At 59.5% G+C, this 19,224-nt stretch carries 18 protein-coding genes; 10 read left to right on the top strand and 8 right to left on the bottom strand.

Translation table 11 applies throughout. The annotated features are described in order from the left end of the window. Positions 1-127: 127 nt before the first annotated feature. Together GGD46_RS05150 and GGD46_RS05145 are read right to left on the bottom strand one after the other, a co-directional pair. Positions 128-2,431, bottom strand: a complete 2,304-nt coding sequence (locus GGD46_RS05150; protein WP_184702465.1) for a putative bifunctional diguanylate cyclase/phosphodiesterase — start codon at positions 2,429-2,431, stop codon at positions 128-130. Positions 2,432-2,662: 231 nt separating this feature from the next. Then, the gene (locus GGD46_RS05145) at positions 2,663-3,769 is read right to left on the bottom strand and encodes a TRAP transporter substrate-binding protein (protein ID WP_184702463.1); all 1,107 of its coding nucleotides are present in this window, start codon (positions 3,767-3,769) and stop codon (positions 2,663-2,665) included. Positions 3,770-4,064: 295 nt separating this feature from the next. On the opposite strand from GGD46_RS05145, the gene GGD46_RS05140 reads away from it, so the two are divergent. Further along, on the top strand, positions 4,065-4,835 hold the full coding sequence (locus GGD46_RS05140) for a gamma-glutamyl-gamma-aminobutyrate hydrolase family protein (protein ID WP_184702461.1): 771 nt from the start codon (positions 4,065-4,067) through the stop codon (positions 4,833-4,835). Between the two features lie 119 nt (positions 4,836-4,954). On the opposite strand, the gene GGD46_RS05135 is transcribed toward GGD46_RS05140, so the two are convergent. From GGD46_RS05135 to GGD46_RS05125, 3 genes are all read right to left on the bottom strand, one after another. Beyond that, on the bottom strand, positions 4,955-5,923 hold the full coding sequence (locus GGD46_RS05135) for a 2-hydroxyacid dehydrogenase (RefSeq protein WP_184702459.1): 969 nt from the start codon (positions 5,921-5,923) through the stop codon (positions 4,955-4,957). Positions 5,924-6,057: 134 nt separating this feature from the next. Continuing rightward, on the bottom strand, positions 6,058-7,077 hold the full coding sequence (locus tag GGD46_RS05130) for a LacI family DNA-binding transcriptional regulator (RefSeq protein ID WP_184702457.1): 1,020 nt from the start codon (positions 7,075-7,077) through the stop codon (positions 6,058-6,060). Positions 7,078-7,192: 115 nt separating this feature from the next. After that, positions 7,193-7,705 (bottom strand): MarR family winged helix-turn-helix transcriptional regulator, encoded by a 513-nt coding sequence (locus GGD46_RS05125; RefSeq protein WP_184702455.1) that lies wholly within the window; start codon positions 7,703-7,705, stop codon positions 7,193-7,195. Between the two features lie 86 nt (positions 7,706-7,791). On the opposite strand from GGD46_RS05125, the gene GGD46_RS05120 reads away from it, so the two are divergent. The 4 genes from GGD46_RS05120 (at position 7,792) to cysE (ending at position 11,742) form a co-directional block, all read left to right on the top strand. Next, positions 7,792-8,583, top strand: coding sequence for a creatininase family protein (locus tag GGD46_RS05120; protein WP_184702453.1), 792 nt, complete (start codon positions 7,792-7,794; stop codon positions 8,581-8,583). A gap of 140 nt (positions 8,584-8,723) precedes the next feature. Continuing rightward, on the top strand, positions 8,724-9,824 hold the full coding sequence (locus tag GGD46_RS05115; RefSeq protein ID WP_184702451.1) for a GTP-binding protein: 1,101 nt from the start codon (positions 8,724-8,726) through the stop codon (positions 9,822-9,824). Continuing rightward, a complete protein-coding gene (locus GGD46_RS05110) occupies positions 9,824-10,813 on the top strand; it encodes a WD40 repeat domain-containing protein (RefSeq protein WP_184702450.1) in 990 nt (329 codons plus the stop codon). The genes GGD46_RS05115 and GGD46_RS05110 overlap by 1 nt, the downstream gene beginning before the upstream one ends. A gap of 113 nt (positions 10,814-10,926) precedes the next feature. Continuing rightward, a complete protein-coding gene (gene cysE, locus GGD46_RS05105) occupies positions 10,927-11,742 on the top strand; it encodes a serine O-acetyltransferase (protein ID WP_184702448.1) in 816 nt (271 codons plus the stop codon). 180 nt (positions 11,743-11,922) lie between these two features. Here cysE and GGD46_RS05100 read toward each other — a convergent pair whose 3' ends face one another. Next, positions 11,923-12,513 carry a GNAT family N-acetyltransferase gene (locus GGD46_RS05100; RefSeq protein WP_184702446.1) on the bottom strand — a complete coding sequence of 197 codons (591 nt, stop codon included), beginning with the start codon at positions 12,511-12,513 and terminating at the stop codon, positions 11,923-11,925. Between the two features lie 93 nt (positions 12,514-12,606). Beyond that, a complete protein-coding gene (gene odc2 / locus GGD46_RS05095; protein ID WP_184702444.1) occupies positions 12,607-13,740 on the bottom strand; it encodes an ornithine/lysine decarboxylase in 1,134 nt (377 codons plus the stop codon). Between the two features lie 528 nt (positions 13,741-14,268). Here odc2 and GGD46_RS05090 point away from each other — a divergent pair. From GGD46_RS05090 to GGD46_RS05070, 5 genes are all read left to right on the top strand, one after another. Further along, positions 14,269-15,162: a LysR family transcriptional regulator gene (locus tag GGD46_RS05090; RefSeq protein ID WP_184702442.1), complete on the top strand. Its 894-nt coding sequence runs from the start codon at positions 14,269-14,271 to the stop codon at positions 15,160-15,162. Positions 15,163-15,351: 189 nt separating this feature from the next. Then, positions 15,352-15,699, top strand: a complete 348-nt coding sequence (locus GGD46_RS05085; RefSeq protein ID WP_092850243.1) for a YciI family protein — start codon at positions 15,352-15,354, stop codon at positions 15,697-15,699. Positions 15,700-15,703: 4 nt separating this feature from the next. Continuing rightward, the gene (locus GGD46_RS05080) at positions 15,704-17,011 is read left to right on the top strand and encodes an RNA polymerase sigma factor (protein ID WP_184703216.1); all 1,308 of its coding nucleotides are present in this window, start codon (positions 15,704-15,706) and stop codon (positions 17,009-17,011) included. A gap of 217 nt (positions 17,012-17,228) precedes the next feature. Next, positions 17,229-17,888: a DUF1007 family protein gene (locus tag GGD46_RS05075; protein ID WP_184702440.1), complete on the top strand. Its 660-nt coding sequence runs from the start codon at positions 17,229-17,231 to the stop codon at positions 17,886-17,888. After that, complete coding sequence (locus GGD46_RS05070; protein WP_184702438.1) at positions 17,882-18,997, top strand: nickel/cobalt transporter; 1,116 nt, start codon at positions 17,882-17,884, stop codon at positions 18,995-18,997. Before GGD46_RS05075 ends, GGD46_RS05070 begins: the two co-directional genes overlap by 7 nt. 7 nt (positions 18,998-19,004) lie before the next feature. On the opposite strand, the gene GGD46_RS05065 is transcribed toward GGD46_RS05070, so the two are convergent. Next, a complete protein-coding gene (locus tag GGD46_RS05065) occupies positions 19,005-19,220 on the bottom strand; it encodes a hypothetical protein (protein ID WP_184702435.1) in 216 nt (71 codons plus the stop codon). Positions 19,221-19,224: the final 4 nt, after the last annotated feature.

Raw genomic sequence — 19,224 nt, 5'->3', positions numbered from 1 at the left:
ACTGCGGTCTGCCGGATAATTCAAACGAAATGAATGGCTTACTGAAAGAGCTTGGCGGAAAAAGAGGCCGCAGCTCAGCGCGTCTACGTCTTTGAAGAGATGGACCGGGACACGCGCCGCGGATGCGTCAAGCGACGTGATCGTGCCGCAGGCCCGATTGCCGGCGGCTGAGGCTGTCTACCATTCCCGCAACCTGCTCTTTCGATACAGGCATGGAGAACACATAGCCCTGAATGATATCAGCCAGGTCCTTCTCGACGATCAGAGCCAGTTGCTCCAGCGTTTCGACACCCTCGATCACGATGTGAAGGCTCAAGGCACGGGAGAGATCGACGATGCCGCAGAGAAGCTTGAAACGACGGCTGTCCGTCGTGATATCGCGAACGAAGGAGCGATCGATCTTGACGATGTCCACAGGCAAGGAGTCGAGATAGCTGAGGCTCGAAAAGCCCGTGCCGAAATCGTCGATCGCAATCGTGATGCCCTTGGTCCGCAGATCCGCCAGAATGGAACGAACGGTCGCAATCTCGTCCATGAGGCAGCTCTCCGTGACTTCGAGATGCAGCCGCGACGGCTCCAGTCCCGACGTCTCGAGTGCTTCCACGACGACATCGACAATATCATTGCTGCGCAGATCGTGGGCCGAGAGGTTGACCGACACGGCAATCGGCGCCGGCCAGGCGACGCAATCGCGGCAGGCCTGATTGATCATGAAACGGGTAATGCCGCTCACGATCCCCATCTCTTCGGCAATCTGCACGAAAATGTTGGGCGGGATCGAGCCCTTTTCCGGATGAACCCAGCGCGCCAGCGCCTCGCAGCAATCGATGCGGGCGCCGTCCGGCGTGAACATTGGCTGGTACATCGCCAGAAGCTTGCCGTTTTCCACCGCTTCGCGCAGATCGTCCTTTAGCTTCTGCCGCTCGACATAGCGCGCATCCATCTCCTGCTCGAAGGCACTGCAACTGCCCTTCATCCGCAGCTTGGCGTCAAACAAGGCCAGATCGGCTTTGATCTGCCACTCTTCCGGACGGAACTCGCGGCTCGACATGGTCACATATCCGCCGCTGAACGAAATCCTGAGGCTGTTGTCGTCGACATCATAGGTGCCCGTCATCGCGGCGTGCAGCGCGCGAATTTGGGAATCCAGGTCAGGCGCATTGTCTTCGTTCGGGAAGAACAGCACGAATTGATCGCCCACCAGCCGCGCCGGAAGCACCGTGGTGCCGGAAAGCTCCTTCAGGCGTTCTGCGATGGCAACCAGCAACCGGTCACCCGTCACATGGCCCTTGGTGTCATTGACATGCTTGAAATCATCGACATCGAGCACGAGAATGCCGACCTGGCTTTCGGCCGTTCGCGCCGCAAGCTTCTCCTTGACGAGTTCGACGAAATATTCGCGGTTCGGCAGCCCCGTCAAAGGGTCGTAGCGCACCATATGCAGGATCTTGCGCTCCGCGCGAATGCGCACGGTAACATCCTCGAAAATCAGGATAACGACGCCATCGGCGCGGCGGCTGGCCGAAAACTCGAGGAACTGATCCTCGTTGAACTGGATGAGGGTGCGGGACAGCGTGCCGCTGACGAGCTGCGCCATCTGCCGCTGGATAAGCCCTGGCAACGACCCATCGATGAAGGCATGGCGCGCGCCATAACGCAGCACGACGTCGAATTCGCAATCCTTGAGCTGCTCCTGATGCGAGAAATTCAGAAGCTCGCATGCCTTGCGATTGACCACGAGGATGCGATTATGGGCATCCAGCATGAACAGGCCATGCGTCATATTGTTGAGCGCGGTATCGAACCGGTCGGCGATTTGCGATATCTCGCGCGATGCAATGACGTTCTTGTAGAGAAACTCGCGCACGCCGTTCGCCATCGCCCGCGTCGTCAATCCGAAGGGGACGAGCATGATGGAGACAACGGCCTTGTAGAGCTGCTGCGACACCAGACAGGCAATAATGATCGGCAGACAACAGGCTAGCGTCTGGAGATCGATCGCCTTCTGGGAACCGTAATTGCGGCCGACGATCGAAACCATCGACGCCATCGTGACCGCGATGCAGATGAATTCCGCCAGCGGATCCTGCACCATGAGGATGGCATAACCGCTGCCGATGCCGAGGATGGAGGCGGTTCCTGCCGCTCCGATGACATAGCGGGTTTCCCAATGGGCGATATCGGCGCGCGTGAAAGCGTGCTTGTCGGCGGCGTCGAAGCGCCAGAAAGAGTGCATCCGCAATGCGAAAACGGCCGCAAAAGCCACGCAAAGAACGAGATAGATGCTCGCGCGCGTGCTCATGAAGACGATGACATACGTCAGGATATGAACAGCCACACCCGTAAACAGCGTTTTACGGTTTCCGAAAAGCGAACTGACGAACGACAGATAAACATCTGTCGGCACGGTGTCCGGGCTTGGAGGCTTCATTCAGAGTTCCCCTGATGCGGCGGACACCCTAGGTGAAACACTTTAAAATTTGATTGCCTAAATAGTACGCATCTAGACAGATTTTCCAATTAAGCCGGTAACTTAGGTTGAGTTGACGTTACGATACGCATCGTATTCGTGCAACTGATCCAAGTGCATTCCAACTGCAGCTTAATATTTAAGTGACTAATAAATAAAACAAAACATCATTAAACACTTATGTAATGCGGATTATAGCTTGCCCGCCCGCTGCTGGATCATCATGAAGGTATCGAATGTGTATTCGGAGAGCTGCATCCACAAATATGCATCTTTCTTGTAGGCCACCTGGTCCTCATAGATGCGCTTGAAGGAATCGTTGGATTTGGACAGCTCCGCGTAAAGCGCGCCAGCGGACTGGAAGCAGGCCTCCATGATTTCCTGGCTGAAGGGCCGCAAGGTCACGCCCTGTTTGACGATTTCCTTCAGGGCCTGTGGGTTCTTTACATCGTATTTCGCCAGCATGTTGGTGTTGGCAAAAGCGCAGGCATCGGTAAGAACGGCCTGATAGTTCTTCGGCAGTGCACCCCATTTTTCCAGGTTGAAGAAGGCATGCACCACGGCGCCGCCCTCCCACCATCCCGGGTAGTAATAGTATTTCGCGATCTTCTGCAGCCCGAGCTTCAGGTCATCATAGGGACCGACCCATTCGACCGCATCGATGGTGCCCTTGTCCAACGCGCCGTAGACATCGTTCACGGCGATATCCTGTTGTGGGGCGACGCCGATCTTCTCCATCACCTTTCCAGCAAGGCCGGCTAGGCGCATTTTCAGGCCCTTGAGATCGTCGAGCGTGTTGATTTCCTTGCGGAACCAACCGCCCATCTGCGCGCCGGTATTTCCGGCAGGAAGGCCTAGCATGCCTTGCGTGGCGTAAAACTCGTTCATCAGCTTGTTGCCATTGCCCTGGTAGAACCAGGCATTGGTTAGCCGGGCATTGAGGCCGAACGGCAGCGCCGTGCCGATGGCATAGGTCGGATCCTTGTTGGCGAAGTAGTAGGAACAGGTGTGCGCGGCATCCACGGTTCCCGCGCTCACCGCATCTGCGGCCTGCGCACCGGGCACGATTTCTCCGGCCTCGTAAACCTGGATGGTGAAATTACCATTCGTCGCATCCGAAACATGGGCGGCGATATCTTCGGCGCCGCCATAGATCGTATCCAGGCTCTTCGGAAAAGACGATGTCATCTTCCAGGTGATCTTGGGAGATTCCTGGGCCAGAGCCGGGCTGGCCAGCGCGGAGGCAGCGGCGCCTGCGCCAACAGCCCCTGCCCGCCTAATAAAGGAACGGCGATCCATCGAATTCTCCCATACGGACGGCTTTGCTGGAGAGCGGCGCGCTCCCCGACCCGGCGCAAGCGATGGAGCTAACCACGCCACACCCGGTCTTTCAAGTTTGCTCTTGCATCGCATTATGGCGATTCCTGTACATCCTTGTGACGAAGGAAAACAAAGCCACCCGGAAACCACTCCGCGTTGCCGACGAACGGATATTCGCGTAGATTTGAAGCAAGACTAATTCGCCCTCGGATTGACATCTTCGCCAGTCAGGGGTCTGAGAAAATAGCTCTTTTCGCACATTCCGGAGTCTCGAATGTCCAGACCGATCATCGCCATCCCCGCCGATATCCGCGAGTTCGACGGGACAAGCTGGCATGCGGTGCAGCTGCAATATGTCCGCGCCGCCGTGAAGGCTGCGGGACTGATGGCCCTGATCGTTCCTGCACTTGAAGAAGACAACGATGCCGACGCCATTTTAGACCGCGTCGACGGCTTGCTCGTCTCCGGCTCGGCGAGCAACGTGCATCCGTCGCTCTATGGCAAGGAAGCCAAGGACAGCGACGGTCCCTTCGATCCGGCGCGCGATGCGACGTCGCTGCCGCTCATTCGCCGTGCCATCGAGCGCGCGATCCCCATGCTCGCCATCTGTCGCGGCATTCAGGAGCTGAATGTTGCTCTCGGCGGCACGCTCGCCAGTGAAATCCAGGATCAGCCTGGCATATGGGATCATCGCAAGCCGCAGAATGTCGACCGCGACACGATGTATTCGATCCGCCAGAGCGTCTTCGTCAAGGAAGGTTCGTGCATCGCCCGTGTCGTCGGACCGGGCGAAGTGCGCGTGAACTCGCTGCATCGCCAGGCGATCGCGAATACGGCACCGAGGCTGCAGGTGGAAGCATTGGCCGAAGACGGCACCATCGAGGCCGTCTCCGTTATCGGCGCCAAGGCCTTTGCCGTCGGCGTGCAATGGCATCCGGAATATTGGGCCGAGACGGATTCGCCGTCGCTCAAGCTCTTCACCGCCTTCGGCGACGCCGTTCACGACTATACTGCCAGCAAAGAGCGGCTCGCCGCCGCCCAATAGAGCGTTTCAGCCTTTCGTCGGATCGCGAAAACGCTCCATTTCCCTGTCGCCGGCATATACAGGAGGAAAATCGCGGCGCAATTTTCCTCCGGATGCTTCGTCGGCATGGGGCCGTATGATCAGCCGCGCGGCTTGACCGGCGTTTCCGGCACCGGTGTCAACGGCTGGCCCTTTGCGAACCATTCGATGATGTTATCGACCACAAGGTCGGCCATGGCATCGCGCGTCGGCATTGAAGCGGATGCCACATGCGGCAACAGCGAAACATTCTTCAGCGCGAGATAGCCGGCCGGGACGTTGGGCTCGTCGTAGAACACGTCGAGGCCGGCGGCTCCGAGCGTGCCATTGCCGAGCGCAGCGATCAGCGCATCGTCATCGACTGACCAGCCGCGACCGACATTGATGAACACGCCTTGCGGTCCGAGTGCCGACAGGATCTCGGCGTTGATGACTTTGTGCGTCTCCGGCGTCTTCGGCACGATGGAGATCAGCGTGTCCACCGATTGAGCCATTTCCTTAAGTGTCGGATAGTAATCGTAAGGCAGCGAGTCACGCGGCGAGCGCGTGTGATAGCCGATCCTCACCTTGAAGGGCTCGAGCCGTCTCGCAATCTCCAGGCCGATGCGGCCGAGGCCGTTGATACCGACACGACGTCCCTTCATCGAGAAGCGGGAGAGTGGAAATGCCCCTTCTTTTGCCCAGCGCCCCTCGCGCAGCCAGTCTTCCGCCTTCGGAAACTGGCGCAGCGTGTTCAGCAGCAAGGCGATCGCAGTATCGGCGACCTCGTCATTGAGAACATCGGGGGTGTTGGTGACCACGATCCCCTTGGAGGCGGCATGCTTGACATCGATGCCATCATAGCCCACGCCGAAATTGGCGATGACTTCGAGATTCGGGAAGGAATCGATCCATGCAGCATCGAAGCCACCTCCGACAGCAACACCCCGCACCCGCCCCGCCGTATCCGCATCGACCTTCGGGCCGTTGCCGCGATCGACCGAAATAACATCGAACTGCTTTCCAAGCCTTTCGAGCACACGCGGATGTATCTTCCCCGGAACGAGGACGGCAATGCGGTTATCGGGCATGAATCTTTCCTCTTGAGATACGGTTCGGCGCTCGTGGAGCAGCCCCGGGAAAAGCGGGCAGCGCCTTCCCGTCCGGAATTGCGCCGAACAATGAGATAGAGCGCTTCCACGATCCCGTGAAGGGCCGAATTACTCTAGCGAGCCTTATAAGGAGCCGTCGACTGTCGGATACGCATTTCCGGCTTGATGAGATGGATACCATCCGGCTCATGGCTTCCGGCCAGCCTATCCAAAAGCGCCCGCGCGGCAAGCCTTCCGACTTCGGCCTGACCGTTCCACACCGTCGTCAGCGCCGGCGTTGCGATCGCCGCCTCCTCCAGATCGTCATAGCCGGTGACCGAAATATCCCCTCCGGGCACAAGGCCGGCGCGGGAAATGCCGTTCATGAGGCCGATGGCGACGAGATCGTTCCAGCAGACGGCCGCCGTCGGCTTTTGCGGCAGCGACAGGAAGTGCACCGCCGCCTCGAATCCGCCCTGCTTGGAGCGCGCGCCGGGAATGCGCAGATTGGGGTCGACTTCGATACCGGCCTTGCGCAGTGCATTGACGTAACCCTGATAGCGGTCGCGCCCCGTCGAAGTCTGGTCCGTGCCGCCGATCATCGCAATGGTGCGGTGTCCGAGGCTGATCAGGTGGTTGGTGGCAAGCGAGATGCCGTAGCTGTCGTCGCCGCGATAGGTCGGCAGGTCCAGCGCATCGATCTGTCGCGCGACGAGGATGGCCGGCATGCCGTTTTCCTCCGCCAGCTCGAAATCCTCCGGCGGCGTGCCGATCGCCGGCGACATGATGACGCCATCGCCGCCGAGCTGCAGCAAGGTCTCGATGAACGTTCGCTGCTTTTCGACGGAATCATAATGATTGGACAGGATGAAGGTATGGCGGCTGCGGTCGAGCTCGCTTTCGATCGCCTTCAGGATTTCCCCGTAGAAGGGGTTCATGATGTCGTGGACGACGACGCCGATGATACCCGATCGCGAGGTTCTGAGGCTGGCGGCGCGGCGATTGTAGATATAGCCGAGTGCCCGCGCCTGATCCTTGATCTTCTCTCGGGTGTTGACCGCGACCAGCGGACTATCGCGCAAGGCCAGAGATACAGTTGCCGTTGAAATGCCAAGCGTTTCCGCAATCGTCGAAAGCTTTATCTTTTGCGCCACGCGCTCCCTCCCCGTGAGCAGCCGTAACCTATTCCGTTCGTTTCACGATTCCGGAATTTAAAATATTTAATTAAAAGCTTTAATCGCGTTGCGCAACTCGAATTGTTGAGGAAACTCAGATTTCCTCATCGTCTTCCTCGTCATCACCCGCCTGAAGGTTGTTCTCGATTGCCTTGAGCAACCGAACGAGCGAGCGAATGTCTTTTTCCGAGAAGCCGCGTGTTGCGAGCTCATCGCAGCTGGCGGCGGAGCTTTCGATCTCGCTGACGCTGTTTCGGCCCGTTTCGGTGAGATAGACCTTCGTCAGGCGCGCATCTTCGGCATCCGGCCGCCGTTCGACGAAGCCTTGCGCCTCCATGCGGCCGATGGTGCGGGTCATCGTCGGCGCCTTGACGCCGAGTTTCTGCGCTAGCGAGCCGGCCGGAAGACCATCGCTCGCAGCCAGGGCAAGAATGACACCGTCTTGCCCGGCATAGAGGCCGCTCGCCGTCAGGCTGCGGGTCATCACCGTACGCATCGAACGTGCCGCCTGCGTCAGTGCCGGCGACAAATCGGCAAGCGTGTAGTCCCGGTGATCCTTCTTCTTACCTGACTTACTTTTCTTCCCGACCTTGTTCTTCTTACCCATCGTGATTCCGTTGACCTTTTCGCCGATGCGCCATCACGCTATGACATTGCGCAGGTTATTGACATAAACAAGAGGCACCCCCTCAGATGGCGCATCCTTTGCCACGTTTCGACGACAATGATGCTACACTGCCCCCAGAAGAACGGGCAAAATGGATCGCGGTGCTGCCACTTGGCGCCTATGAGCAACACGGCCCCCATCTGCCCTTCGATACGGACACGCTGATCGCCGAAGGCATCGTCTCACGCCTCAGGGTTGCTTTGCCCGCCAAACTGCCGATCACCTTCCTGCCCGCCGAACCCGTCGGCTACTCGATCGAGCATATGGGTGTCGCCGGATCGAAGTCGCTAACCTTTGACGCGGCCGTCAATCGCTGGCTCGGAATTGCCGAGCGCATGAGCGGGATCGGCATCCGCAAATTCGTCATGCTGAATGCCCATGGCGGCAACTCCCCGCTGATAACAATCGTTGCGACGGAAGCGCGCGTACGCTTCAATATGCTGGCGGTCGCGACGAGCTGGACACGCTTCGGCGTACCCGACGGACTGATCTCGCCTGACGACAAGACCATCGACATTCACGGCGGAGACATCGAAACCTCCGTCATGCTCGCCCTCCATCCGCAGAAGGTCGATATGGCGAAAGCCGCAAATTTTCCATCACGGCAATCCGATTTCATTCGCGACTTCAATCACCTTCGTGCCTACGGCCCTCATGCCTTCGGTTGGAAGATGTCCGACCTCAGCGAAAAGGGCGTGGCCGGCAATGCCGGCGCAGCGACGGCGGAAAAGGGCGAAAGACTGATCGCGCATTCCGTCAAAGGCCTTGTCGAACTGCTTGAGGATGTCGACCGGTTCGATGTCTCGACATTGACTTAGCGTTGCCGCCGATCCGCGCCTCGGCAACCCAATGTGATCTTATAACATATAAAAGCCTTTGAACTGAGGTCGCCAACTCCTTATATGGAACCCGACCAATGTCTGCTCCCCGGGGCAACCTTCCATATTTCGAGGCTCCCATGACCGAAACAGCCACGCAAAAGCCCATTCCCGTCACCGTTCTCACCGGCTATCTCGGTGCGGGCAAGACGACGCTGCTGAACCGCATCCTGTCCGAAAATCACGGCAAGAAATACGCCGTCATCGTCAACGAATTCGGCGAGATCGGCATCGACAACGACCTCATTGTCGAGTCGGACGAAGAAATCTACGAAATGAACAATGGCTGTGTCTGCTGCACCGTTCGCGGCGACCTCATCCGCGTCGTCGAAGGCCTGATGCGCCGCCCCGGCCGCTTTGACGGCATCATCGTCGAAACGACGGGCCTTGCCGATCCGGTTCCAGTCGCCCAGACCTTCTTCATGGACGACGATGTCCGCGCCAAAACCGAGCTTGATGCCGTCGTTGCACTCGTCGATGCCAAGCATCTGCCGCTGCGCCTGAAGGACAGCCGCGAAGCTGAAGACCAGATCGCTTTTGCCGATGTCGTCGTCATCAACAAGTCCGATCTCGTATCGCCGGAAGAGCTGGCCCAGATCGAGGACGTCGTCCGCGCCATCAACCCGGCTGCCCGCGTTTATAAGACGACCCGTTCCGGCGTCGATCTCGCCCGCGTGCTGAACCAGGGCGCGTTCAATCTGGAGCGTGCGCTTGAAAACGATCCGCACTTCCTTGAGCACGGCCACGAGGATCATGTCTGCGGCCCGGATTGCGATCACGACCACGGCCACGATCACCACCACCATGACCACGATCATCATCACCATGATCATGACCACGGTCACGACCATCATCACCACGCCCCGTCGCCGATCCATGACGTGACCGTACAATCGGTTTCGCTGCGCGGCGGCGAGATGAATGCCGAACGCTTCTTCCCCTGGATCCAGAAGATCACGCAGGTGCAGGGCCCGAACATCCTGCGCCTCAAGGGCATCATCGCCTTCAAGGACGACCCGGAGCGCTACGTTGTTCAGGGCGTACACATGATCATCGAAGGCGATCATCAGCGCCCCTGGAAGGACGGCGAGAAGCATGAAAGCCGTCTCGTCTTCATCGGCCGCGAGCTTGACCGCGAAAAGCTGGAAGCAAGCTTCAAGGCCTGCGAGGCGTCTGCCTGATGCCGACTGTTGCTCCGCTTGATATCGACGGCCACGTTCTGGCCGTCGAATTTTTAGGTGACACCCCCCTCTTCGCCAGCGCCGCCGGCACGATCCACCGCCTGGAAGGCGGGGACAAAGTCACGGAAGTTCATAAGGGGATGCTGACCTGCATCCGCGATCCCTATAGCGAAAGCCTGATCTCGGGCGGCGAGGACGGCAAGGTCCTGCGGATTGCAGCAGATGGCAGTGCAACGGTTCTGGCCGAAGCCCCGCGCAAATGGATCAGCCAACTGGCCGCCGGCCCGCAAGGCGCCGTCGCCTATTCCTACGGCAAGAGCACCTTCGTGCGCCTGTCCGATGGCACCGCGAAGGAGTTTCCGGAAGAACGCACCGTCGAGGGCATCGCCTTTGCCCCCAAGGGACTGCGCGTCGCCGTCGCCCGTTACAATGGCGTGTCGCTGCATTGGGTCGGGATGAGCGCGCAACCGGTCAATCTGGAATGGAAAGGTGCCCATACCAGCGTCACCTTCTCGCCGGACGGCCAGTTCATCGTCACCACCATGCAGGAAAATGCCCTGCACGGCTGGAAGCTGGATGCCAAGCCGGGCGCCGAAGCCCGCCACATGCGCATGACGGGCTACCCCGCCAAGGTGAAGTCGCTCTCCTGGTCCAACAAGGGCAAATGGCTAGCCTCGTCGGGCGCACCGGCTGCCATCGTCTGGCCCTTCCAGGGCAAGGATGGCCCGATGGGCAAGGCACCGCTCGAACTCGGCAGCCGTGCCAATATCATGGCCACCTGCGTGAAGTTCCACCCCGCCGAAGATATCCTCGCCATCGGCTTCATCGACGGCATGATCCTGGCGATTCGCGTCGGCGATGCCAAGGAGGCGCTCTTGCGCCGGCCGGGCAAGGGTGCGATCACCGCGATGAGCTGGAGCAAGTCCGGCAAGCTGCTCGCTTTCGCTTCCGAAGCCGGCGACTGCGGTGTCGTCGACGTTTCGGCTTGAGATGAGGAAGCGGCGGAGCGCGTTTTCCGTCTGGAATCGCGTGAACGCAAATAAATGGAGCGGTTGAGCGACCCCATGAGGCGCTGAACCGCTCTGAACAGAAAGACAGGATCATGCCTCAGTCAGGAACGGCCATTGCCGGAAATTCCTCTGCCCTCGACGAAAACGTCTGGGATGTGATCCGTTGCGAGGCTACCCAGCTTGCGGAGCGCGAGCCGACGCTTGCGCCGCTGCTGCGGGCGCAATTGCTCGCCAACACTTCCGATGCCGATGGCCTCGCCCATGTGCTTGCCGCACGCCTCTGTGTGGTCCGGATCGAGCATGATGACCTGTTGTCGCTACTCTGCGATGTGCTGAGCCGGCATCCGGCGATCCTGCAGGCGACTGAGGCCGATCTCATTGCCGTGCGCACGCGCGACCCCGCCTGCACCACCTATCTGCATGCGCTCCTGAACCTCAAGGGCTTTCATGCCCTGCAGACGCACCGCATCGCGCATGCACTCTGGACGGAAGGCCGCAAGGAAATTGCGATCTGGCTTTCCAATCTAGTCTCGCTCGTCTTCGGCCCGGATATCCACCCGGCGGCGAAGATCGGCACCTCGATCATGCTGGACCACGGCTCCGGCATCGTCATCGGCGAAACCGCCGTCATCGAAGACGAAGTCTCCATCCTGCAGAACGTCACCCTCGGCGGCACCGGCAAGGAAAGCGGTGACCGCCACCCGAAAATCCGCCACGGCGTGATGATCGGCGCCGGTGCCAAGATCCTGGGTAACATCGAGGTCGGCGCCTTCAGCAAGGTTGCGGCCGGCAGCGTCGTGGTGAAGGCGGTCCCAGCGCATTGCACCGTCGCCGGCGTGCCTGCAGTAGTCGTCCGTATCCATCGCGCCGACGAGATCCCGGCCGAAACGATGGATCAGAATATTTAGGGCATTTCCAGGAAAAGTGCGCAGCGGTTTTCCGTCCGCAATGCGCAAAGGAACAGGAAGATGGGGCGTTTTCGCGATTCAACGAAAAGCACTCTATCTTCCCGTCAGCATAGCGACGTCAAAGCGAAGTCCCGCGAAATGGCAGTGCCCTCGCCCGTTCGGAGCGAAGGCAAATAACTTTCAGGCAGCCTTGGAGACCGGTGGCTGTGCGAGCTTGCAGCCGCTGGCAACGATCATACCGGCAGCGCTGTCCAACCAGCCTTCCTTGAGCTCGAGAGCCAGGAAACGATCGCGCTGGAATGGGCCTGGCATCACCAGATGGCGCGTCTTCGAAGCAAAGAAGCCGAAGCGCTCATAGTAAGGCGCATCGCCGACGAGTAGGATCGCGCCGTGCTCACGCTTCTTGGCTTCCAGGATGGCCGCGCGCATCAGCGCCGAACCGACACCCTTGCCCTCATAGGCGGAATCGACGGCCAGCGGCCCCAGCAGCAGCGCATCGACCGGGCGGGTCTCGCGATCGACGCCGGCTTCGACGTTCCAAAGGCGAACCGTGCCGATGACATGGCCGCTGCGGTCACGCGCGACCAGTGCAAGGCCTTCGGCCGGCACGCGGCCCTGCCGCAGCTTTTCCGACGACTTCTTGCGGCGGTCGGGACCCATGGCGCGATCCAACAGGTTTTCGCGCGCGACGACATCGCCTGCGTTTTCCAGGTCGAGGGTGAATGTGGACGGCGCAAAGAATGCGCGTACAGAATCAAGAACAGCGGCCATCTTGGCCTCCCGTACCCAATACCGTTATCAGCGGTGGTGACGAACTATTGTGAGGGTGCCGCCCCGATTGAGTACGGGGCGGCGATATCAAACTCAGATTATGTAGGCTTTCAGCGGGTCGAAACCGTTGAAAGCCACAGCCGAGTAGGTCGTGGTGTAGGCACCGGTGCCTTCGATCAGGACCTCGTCGCCGATGGTGAGCGTCACCGGCAGCGGATAGAGGTTCTTTTCGTAAAGCACATCAGCGGAATCGCAGGTCGGGCCGGCGATGACGCAGGGTTCCATTTCGTCGCTGTCGCGCTCGGTGCGGATCGGGTAGCGGATCGCCTCGTCCATGGTTTCGGCGAGACCGCCGAACTTGCCGATGTCGAGGAAGACCCAGCGGGCGGCATCATTGTCCGACTTCTTGGAAATCAGGACGACTTCAGCCTTGATCACGCCGGCATTGCCGACCATGCCGCGGCCCGGCTCGATGATCGTGTGCGGAATCTGGTTGCCGAAATGGGCGCGCAGAGACGCAAAGATCGCCTTGCCATAGGCTTCGGCCGTTGGGACGTCGCGCAGGTACTTGGTCGGGAAACCGCCGCCCATGTTGACCATCTGCAGGTGAATGCCTTGCTTGGCGAGCGAAACGAAGACGCGCTTGGCATCGGCAAGAGCATCATCCCAGGCATCGACCTTGGTCATCTGCGAGCCGACGTGGAAAGACACGCCGTAGGATTCCAGACCCAGCTGGTGAGCGTAGACGAGAACATCGACGGCCATCTGCGGAACGCAGCCGAACTTGCGCGACAGCGGCCATTCGGCACCTTCGCCGTCGGTCAGAACGCGGCAGAACACACGAGCGCCGGGAGCGGCACGGGAAATCTTCTCGACTTCCTCATGGCTGTCGACGGCAAAGAGGTTGATACCGAGTGCGTGAGCACGGGCGATATCGCGCTCCTTCTTGATGGTATTGCCGAAGGAAATGCGGGCAGCGGTCGCACCGGCATCGAGCGCCATTTCGATTTCAGCGACGGACGCGCAATCGAAGCTGGAGCCGAGGCTTGCGAGCAGGCGCAGCACTTCCGGAGCCGGGTTGGCCTTGACGGCATAGTAGATGGCGCTGTCCGGCATGGCATGACGAAAGGCACGGAAGTTATCGCGGACGACGTCGAGATCGACCACCAGGCAAGGACCGTCCGGACGTCGGGTAGCGAGAAAGTCGCGAATACGCTGCGTGGTCATGTCTATTCCCTTTCAATTCCAAAAACTCCGGGGAAGACCCAGAGGACAAAGGGCGACGCTCATTCGCTTAGGAACCAGCCGGTGGAGACCCCGGTACCGTGCAAATGCGCGAAGCGCGGATGATGAACGAGTGCCGCAAGCGGCGCTAATTCGCTTTGTCTGCCATGGATTGGAGGGAATATCCCAACCGCACTTCCGGCAATGAAGGTGTGCCTCTTCAGTAACCCCGGCTGATGGAAAGCCGGGAGAGAACAAAAAGGCCCGCACCGTCGTTGCTTCAGATGTCCTCGCATTTTTCGGTTGGCCGAAATAGCGACTGGAGGGGTTAGTTCCAGGTACCTTACCGATTTTCTCACCACATCGAGGATCGGCGGACACCCACGGGCACGTGCGACTTTGGGCTGATCCGGAAATAGGAACATTCGCGATCATAATCAAGAAAATTTTTGCCCTATGCCCGAAAAAAATAATTGAACAAAATGCGCTGATTTGTTCAACATCCCGAAACAGTTAACGGGGGGCTTCACCATGGATACTTTAACCCGGATTCGCGCCTTTATAGATGTGGTGGAAGCCGAGGGCTTTTCAGCGGCCGCACGCAAGACCGGCCGCTCCAAGGCGCTGCTTTCGAAATATGTCCGCGAACTCGAAGATGAACTCGGCGCGCTGCTGCTCAATCGCACCACCCGCCAATTCTCCATGACCGAGGCCGGCCACACCTATTACCGCACCGCCTCCGACATCCTGAAGGAAATCGACAACCTCGCCGACCTCGTGCGCGAAAACAATCAGCAGCTGAAGGGGCGACTTCGCATTTCGGTGCCGCGCACCTTCGTCGACGCCGAAGTCGGACAGTCGCTGATCGATTTCGCCAAGGAAAATCCGGATCTGGCATTGGAGATCGCTGCAGACGACCGCTTCGTCGACCTGATCGAGGAAGGCTTCGATGTGGCCGTGCGCATCACCAAGCTTGAAGATTCCGGCATGATCGCCCGCAAGATTTCAGACTTCCGCGTCCATCTCTGCGCAACGCAGGAGTTCCTCGATCGCTATCCGTCCCTGGAGCATCCGACCGACCTGACACGCGTGCCCTTCATCATCGACACCAATACCCGTTCGCAGGGCAGCATTCGTTTCGTCGATGCCGATAGCACCATCTTCAACGTCGCCATCAACGGTACACTTGAGGTCAACAGCCCGCATGCGACGCTGCGTGCGTCGCTTGCGGGCCTCGGCATCGCTGTCGTTCCCGATTTCATCGGACGCAAGGCGATCGAAAGCGGCCAGTTGCTGACGCTGTTCAACGATTATCTCCCGACCGACCGCGGCATTTATGCCGTCTATCCGCATCGCCGCTATCTTCCGGCAAAGGTGCGCATCTTTGTGGATTACTTGCACAACTGGTTCCGCAAGAACGGCTGAACACTCCGGCTGTCAAAACCAGCAAGGCCTGCAGCCGATCGCCCATGTCCCGCGTGTTTATAGGAGGAAATGCCTCCAACTCTGTCTCGGTTGAAATTTCTCCCCGCGCCCTGTCAAAATCGCGCCGGTTCAAACGTCACTGCTGCAGCGGGCACTAAAGCTCCGCGTAACGCGAGAAAGGAACGCGTCATGCAATATATGCTGTTGGTGTATTGGAACGAAGCTGAACACAAGAATGCAAAAAAAGAGCAGAAGGCCGAGATGTTTGCGGCCTATGCGGCCTACACGGAAGTGTTGAAAAAGGCCGGAGCGTTTCTGGCAGGCAGTGGATTGCAGGATTCCTCGACGGCAACCGTGGTGCGTGCGCCGGATGGCAAGCCCTCGGTTCTCAACGGCCCCTATATCGAGAGCAAGGAGCAGTTAGGCGGCTACTATCTTATCGAGGCGGCTGATCTCGACAGCGCCGTCCTCTGGGCAGCCCGTTGCCCGGGCGCTCAGCATGACACGGTGGAGGTTCGCCCTCTCATGGTCTATTGACGCCATGTCGCGAGAAGACGACCAGCCTGCCATTAAGGCTGCCGAGGCGGTTGCGCGCCGAAGCTATGGCAAACTGGTCGCCATTCTCGCGGCGCGCACGCGCGATGTGGCCGGCGCCGAAGACGCCTTGTCGGATGCCTTTGCCTCTGCCCTGGCCGATTGGCCAGTCAATGGCGCGCCGCATAACCCCGAGGCTTGGCTGCTTGCCGTTGCCCGGCGCAAGATGATCGACGCCATCAGACGCGGACGGGTCAGCGCCGCCGCCTCCGAACATCTTCGGCTCATGGCGAAGGAGTTGGAAGCAACGGCGAGCCAAACGCCGGAAATTCCCGATGAGCGCCTTGCTTTGATGTTCGCTTGCGCACATCCGGCAATAGAGCCCGGCATCAGAGCGCCGCTGATCCTGCAGACGATCCTCGGCTTTGACGCACAGACAATCGGTTCCGCCTTCCTGGTCTCGCCTGCGGCAATGGGCCAACGACTGGCGCGGGCCAAAAATAGGATTCGACGCGCCAAGATTCCTTTGCGCGTGCCCGACAAGGCAGATATGCGCGGGCGCCTTGGCGCAGTTCTGGAGGCGATCTATGCGGCCTATACGGAAGGCTGGAGTGATCCGGCCGGCGCCGATGCGAGCCTGCGTAACCTGGCCGAGGAGGCGATTTGGCTCGGCCGGCTGATCGTCGCGCTCTTGCCAACGGAGCCCGAAGCGCTCGGCCTGCTTGCGCTGATGCTCTATTCACATGCGCGGCTTGAGGCTCGGCGCAGTTCGGCCGGCGAATTCGTACCGCTGGCCAATCAGGATCCTGCTCTTTGGGACGAAGGGTTGATCGACGAAGCTGAGAGGTTGCTTATTCACGCCAGTGCATTTGACGCCTTCGACCGCTATCAATTGGAAGCGGCGATCCAATCGGCCCATGTCGCGCGACGCCGAACAGGCAAGACTGATTGGGTGGCGATCGAGCGCCTCTACGATGGCCTCTGCGCAATTACCGGCTCGCCGGTGGCGGCCATCAATCGCGCGATCGCCGTGGCACAGACGCGTGGCGCGGCCGCAGGGCTGGCGGCGCTGCCGAGGCTGGACGCCGGTAGCCGGCTTAGCGAGTATCAACCCTATTGGGCAGCGCGAGCCGAACTTCATGCAAGAACAGGCGAGATAATGGCGGCATGCGAGGCCTATGACCAAGCGATTGCGCTGGAAATAGATCCTGCGGTCCGCCGCTTCTTGCAAAAGCGACGAACGGAAAGCATGGCGCCAGCTAGCCCCGAGCGGCGTCAGACAAAGACAGATCCTGACAAAACAAGCTTGCTTTAAGTTGCGCCAATTTTTACACGCTCGTCAGGTCAACGCATCAACGGACTTGTTCTTCGCAAAATGAATCTCTTCTTCGCGGCAGGTATTGTGAGATCAAATACTTGAATGAATCGCCTTGAATTGGTTTTGATACCGGTTCCGCCGGTCGGTCCCAATTCCGTCTCATTTCCTGACCAGAAGTCGAAGGGAATCAATGCTCGCGAAACAAATCGGACGCATGAGAAAACCCACGATTGTCCACGCCGTCGCCCTCGCCGGCGGACTGCTGTTTGCGCCGGCGATCGCGTCGGCGCATCCGCATATCTTCGTGGAAGCGCGGCTCGAAGTGCTAGCGGGAGCGGACGGCAATGTGCAGGAACTGCGCAATGTCTGGCGTTTCGACGAGGTGTTCTCCTCCTCAGTACTGATGGATTTCGACAAGAACACCAATCTGAAGCTCGACCCGGACGAGCTGAAGGAGGTGGGCAAGACTGTGCGGGAATCCCTCGCCGAATATGACTACTATGCCAACCTGACGCTCAATGGCAAAAGCATAAAAGTCCAAAAGCCCGACATCATCAATGTCGATTTTCGCGACGGCCAGCTTCTGATGTTCTTCGCCGTCAAGCCGGCCGAGCCGATGCCGTTGGCAAAGGGCAACAAGCTCAGCTTCGGCATCTACGATCCCACGCTCTATACCTCGATCGATTTTCCGAGCGATAAGGAGCTGGTGACGGAAGGCGATGCCTTCAAAAGCTGCACACCGAAGGTCGTGCGCCCGAACCCTGATGAAGTCATCGCCGAAAACAAGGCGACATTGACGGATGCCTTCTACAACGATCCGACGGGCACGACGATGTCGAAACTCTTCGCAACGCGGATAGACGTCCAATGCTGATTTCGAGAGTAGGAAAGCTCGCTCCGGCTGCAGCATTCGCCCTTCTGGCGGCAGCCGGCCTCGCCCATGCCGCCGGCTCGCCGCTTGGCATCGGCACGGCCGAGCCGAGCTTCCAACCGATGGGCGGTCCGTTTGCGCCGATCTTCCTCTATGTGAATTACGAGCAGCAGGCCTTCTATCGCGCGCTCACCAAATCCATCGAAGCCATGCGCCAGGATCCCTGGCAGCTCTGGACGTTGATCGGCCTCTCTTTCGCCTATGGCATTTTCCATGCTGCCGGTCCCGGCCACGGCAAGGCGGTCATTTCCTCCTACATGATCGCCAACGAGATCGAGTTGAAGCGCGGTATCGGCATTTCCTTTGTCTCGGCGCTCATCCAGGGCCTCGTCGCCGTCCTCGTTGTCGGCGTTGCCTATTTCGTCCTGCGCGGCTCCGGCATCACCATGACGATGGCGACCAACGCAATGGAGATCGCAAGCTTCGTGATGGTCATCCTGTTCGGTTGCTGGCTGCTGTTCCGCAAAGTGCGGGCGATGCTTCAGAGCCGGGCGCAACGCCGGGAGATTGAGCTTGCGACATCCGCAGGACCGATCAGCCTGTCGCTCTTCGAAGGTGCCGCTACCGGCACCGATTCCGCGCGGGGCTTTCCGCGCAGCGTCACCGCCACCACGTCTGCCACAGGCGGCTATCAATGCTACGACCCCGCCCATACAACGGGCGATGGCGGCTATTGCGAAGCCTGCGGCCACGCGCATCTTCCCGATCCGAAGATGCTCTCCAATGAAAAGTTCAGCGTCCGCGAGGCCTGGTCTGCAATTATCGCCGTTGGTCTGCGCCCCTGCTCCGGGGCACTGCTGGTCATGACCTTTTCGATGCTGAACGGGCTTTATCTCGGCGGATTGCTGTCGGTGCTCGCCATGTCCATCGGCACGGCGTTGACCGTTTCGCTGCTTGCCATCATCGCGGTTTTCGCCAAGGGCACCGCCATGCGCTTCACCGGCAAGGGTTCGCGGCTCTCGGCATGGGTCGGCAACAGCATCGAGATTCTCGGCGCGCTGCTGGTCGTCTGCACCGGCATCATCCTGCTCGGCGCGTCGCTGCAGAATTAAGGACGGTTTACCGCTGCCCGCGGCGCTGATAACGCGCCCTCAGCCAGAACACGAAAAAGAAGGCCAGGATAACCAGCACGCCGAAGCCGGTGCCGAGCCATGGCGAAAATGTTCCGAGCCAGACGATGACGTTCGGCATCAGATAGAGCACAGCCGTTGCGACCAGCAAAATAACCCCTGCTGCAATCGCCGCCGAGCGCGTGTCGCTTTTCTTGTCCGTCAAATCG

Origin of the sequence: Martinezella lusitana, from assembly GCF_014207095.1 — a bacterium.
GTDB lineage: Bacteria > Pseudomonadota > Alphaproteobacteria > Rhizobiales > Rhizobiaceae > Rhizobium > Rhizobium lusitanum_B.
The sequence above is the reverse complement of the archived record's forward strand: the minus strand, read 5'-3'. Positions and strand labels throughout refer to the sequence as shown.

Bases quoted from the DNA above. Each gene is read 5' to 3' on its own strand.
- GGD46_RS05150 (WP_184702465.1), bottom strand. From the start codon at position 2,431: ATGAAGCCTCCAAGCCCGGACACCGTGCCGACAGATGTTTATCTGTCG.
- GGD46_RS05145 (WP_184702463.1), bottom strand. From the start codon at position 3,769: ATGGATCGCCGTTCCTTTATTAGGCGGGCAGGGGCTGTTGGCGCAGGC.
- GGD46_RS05140 (WP_184702461.1), top strand. From the start codon at position 4,065: ATGTCCAGACCGATCATCGCCATCCCCGCCGATATCCGCGAGTTCGAC.
- GGD46_RS05135 (WP_184702459.1), bottom strand. From the start codon at position 5,923: ATGCCCGATAACCGCATTGCCGTCCTCGTTCCGGGGAAGATACATCCG.
- GGD46_RS05125 (WP_184702455.1), bottom strand. From the start codon at position 7,705: ATGGGTAAGAAGAACAAGGTCGGGAAGAAAAGTAAGTCAGGTAAGAAG.
- GGD46_RS05120 (WP_184702453.1), top strand. From the start codon at position 7,792: ATGGCGCATCCTTTGCCACGTTTCGACGACAATGATGCTACACTGCCC.
- GGD46_RS05115 (WP_184702451.1), top strand. From the start codon at position 8,724: ATGACCGAAACAGCCACGCAAAAGCCCATTCCCGTCACCGTTCTCACC.
- GGD46_RS05110 (WP_184702450.1), top strand. From the start codon at position 9,824: ATGCCGACTGTTGCTCCGCTTGATATCGACGGCCACGTTCTGGCCGTC.
- cysE (WP_184702448.1), top strand. From the start codon at position 10,927: ATGCCTCAGTCAGGAACGGCCATTGCCGGAAATTCCTCTGCCCTCGAC.
- GGD46_RS05100 (WP_184702446.1), bottom strand. From the start codon at position 12,513: ATGGCCGCTGTTCTTGATTCTGTACGCGCATTCTTTGCGCCGTCCACA.
- odc2 (WP_184702444.1), bottom strand. From the start codon at position 13,740: ATGACCACGCAGCGTATTCGCGACTTTCTCGCTACCCGACGTCCGGAC.
- GGD46_RS05090 (WP_184702442.1), top strand. From the start codon at position 14,269: ATGGATACTTTAACCCGGATTCGCGCCTTTATAGATGTGGTGGAAGCC.
- GGD46_RS05085 (WP_092850243.1), top strand. From the start codon at position 15,352: ATGCAATATATGCTGTTGGTGTATTGGAACGAAGCTGAACACAAGAAT.
- GGD46_RS05080 (WP_184703216.1), top strand. From the start codon at position 15,704: ATGTCGCGAGAAGACGACCAGCCTGCCATTAAGGCTGCCGAGGCGGTT.
- GGD46_RS05075 (WP_184702440.1), top strand. From the start codon at position 17,229: ATGAGAAAACCCACGATTGTCCACGCCGTCGCCCTCGCCGGCGGACTG.
- GGD46_RS05070 (WP_184702438.1), top strand. From the start codon at position 17,882: ATGCTGATTTCGAGAGTAGGAAAGCTCGCTCCGGCTGCAGCATTCGCC.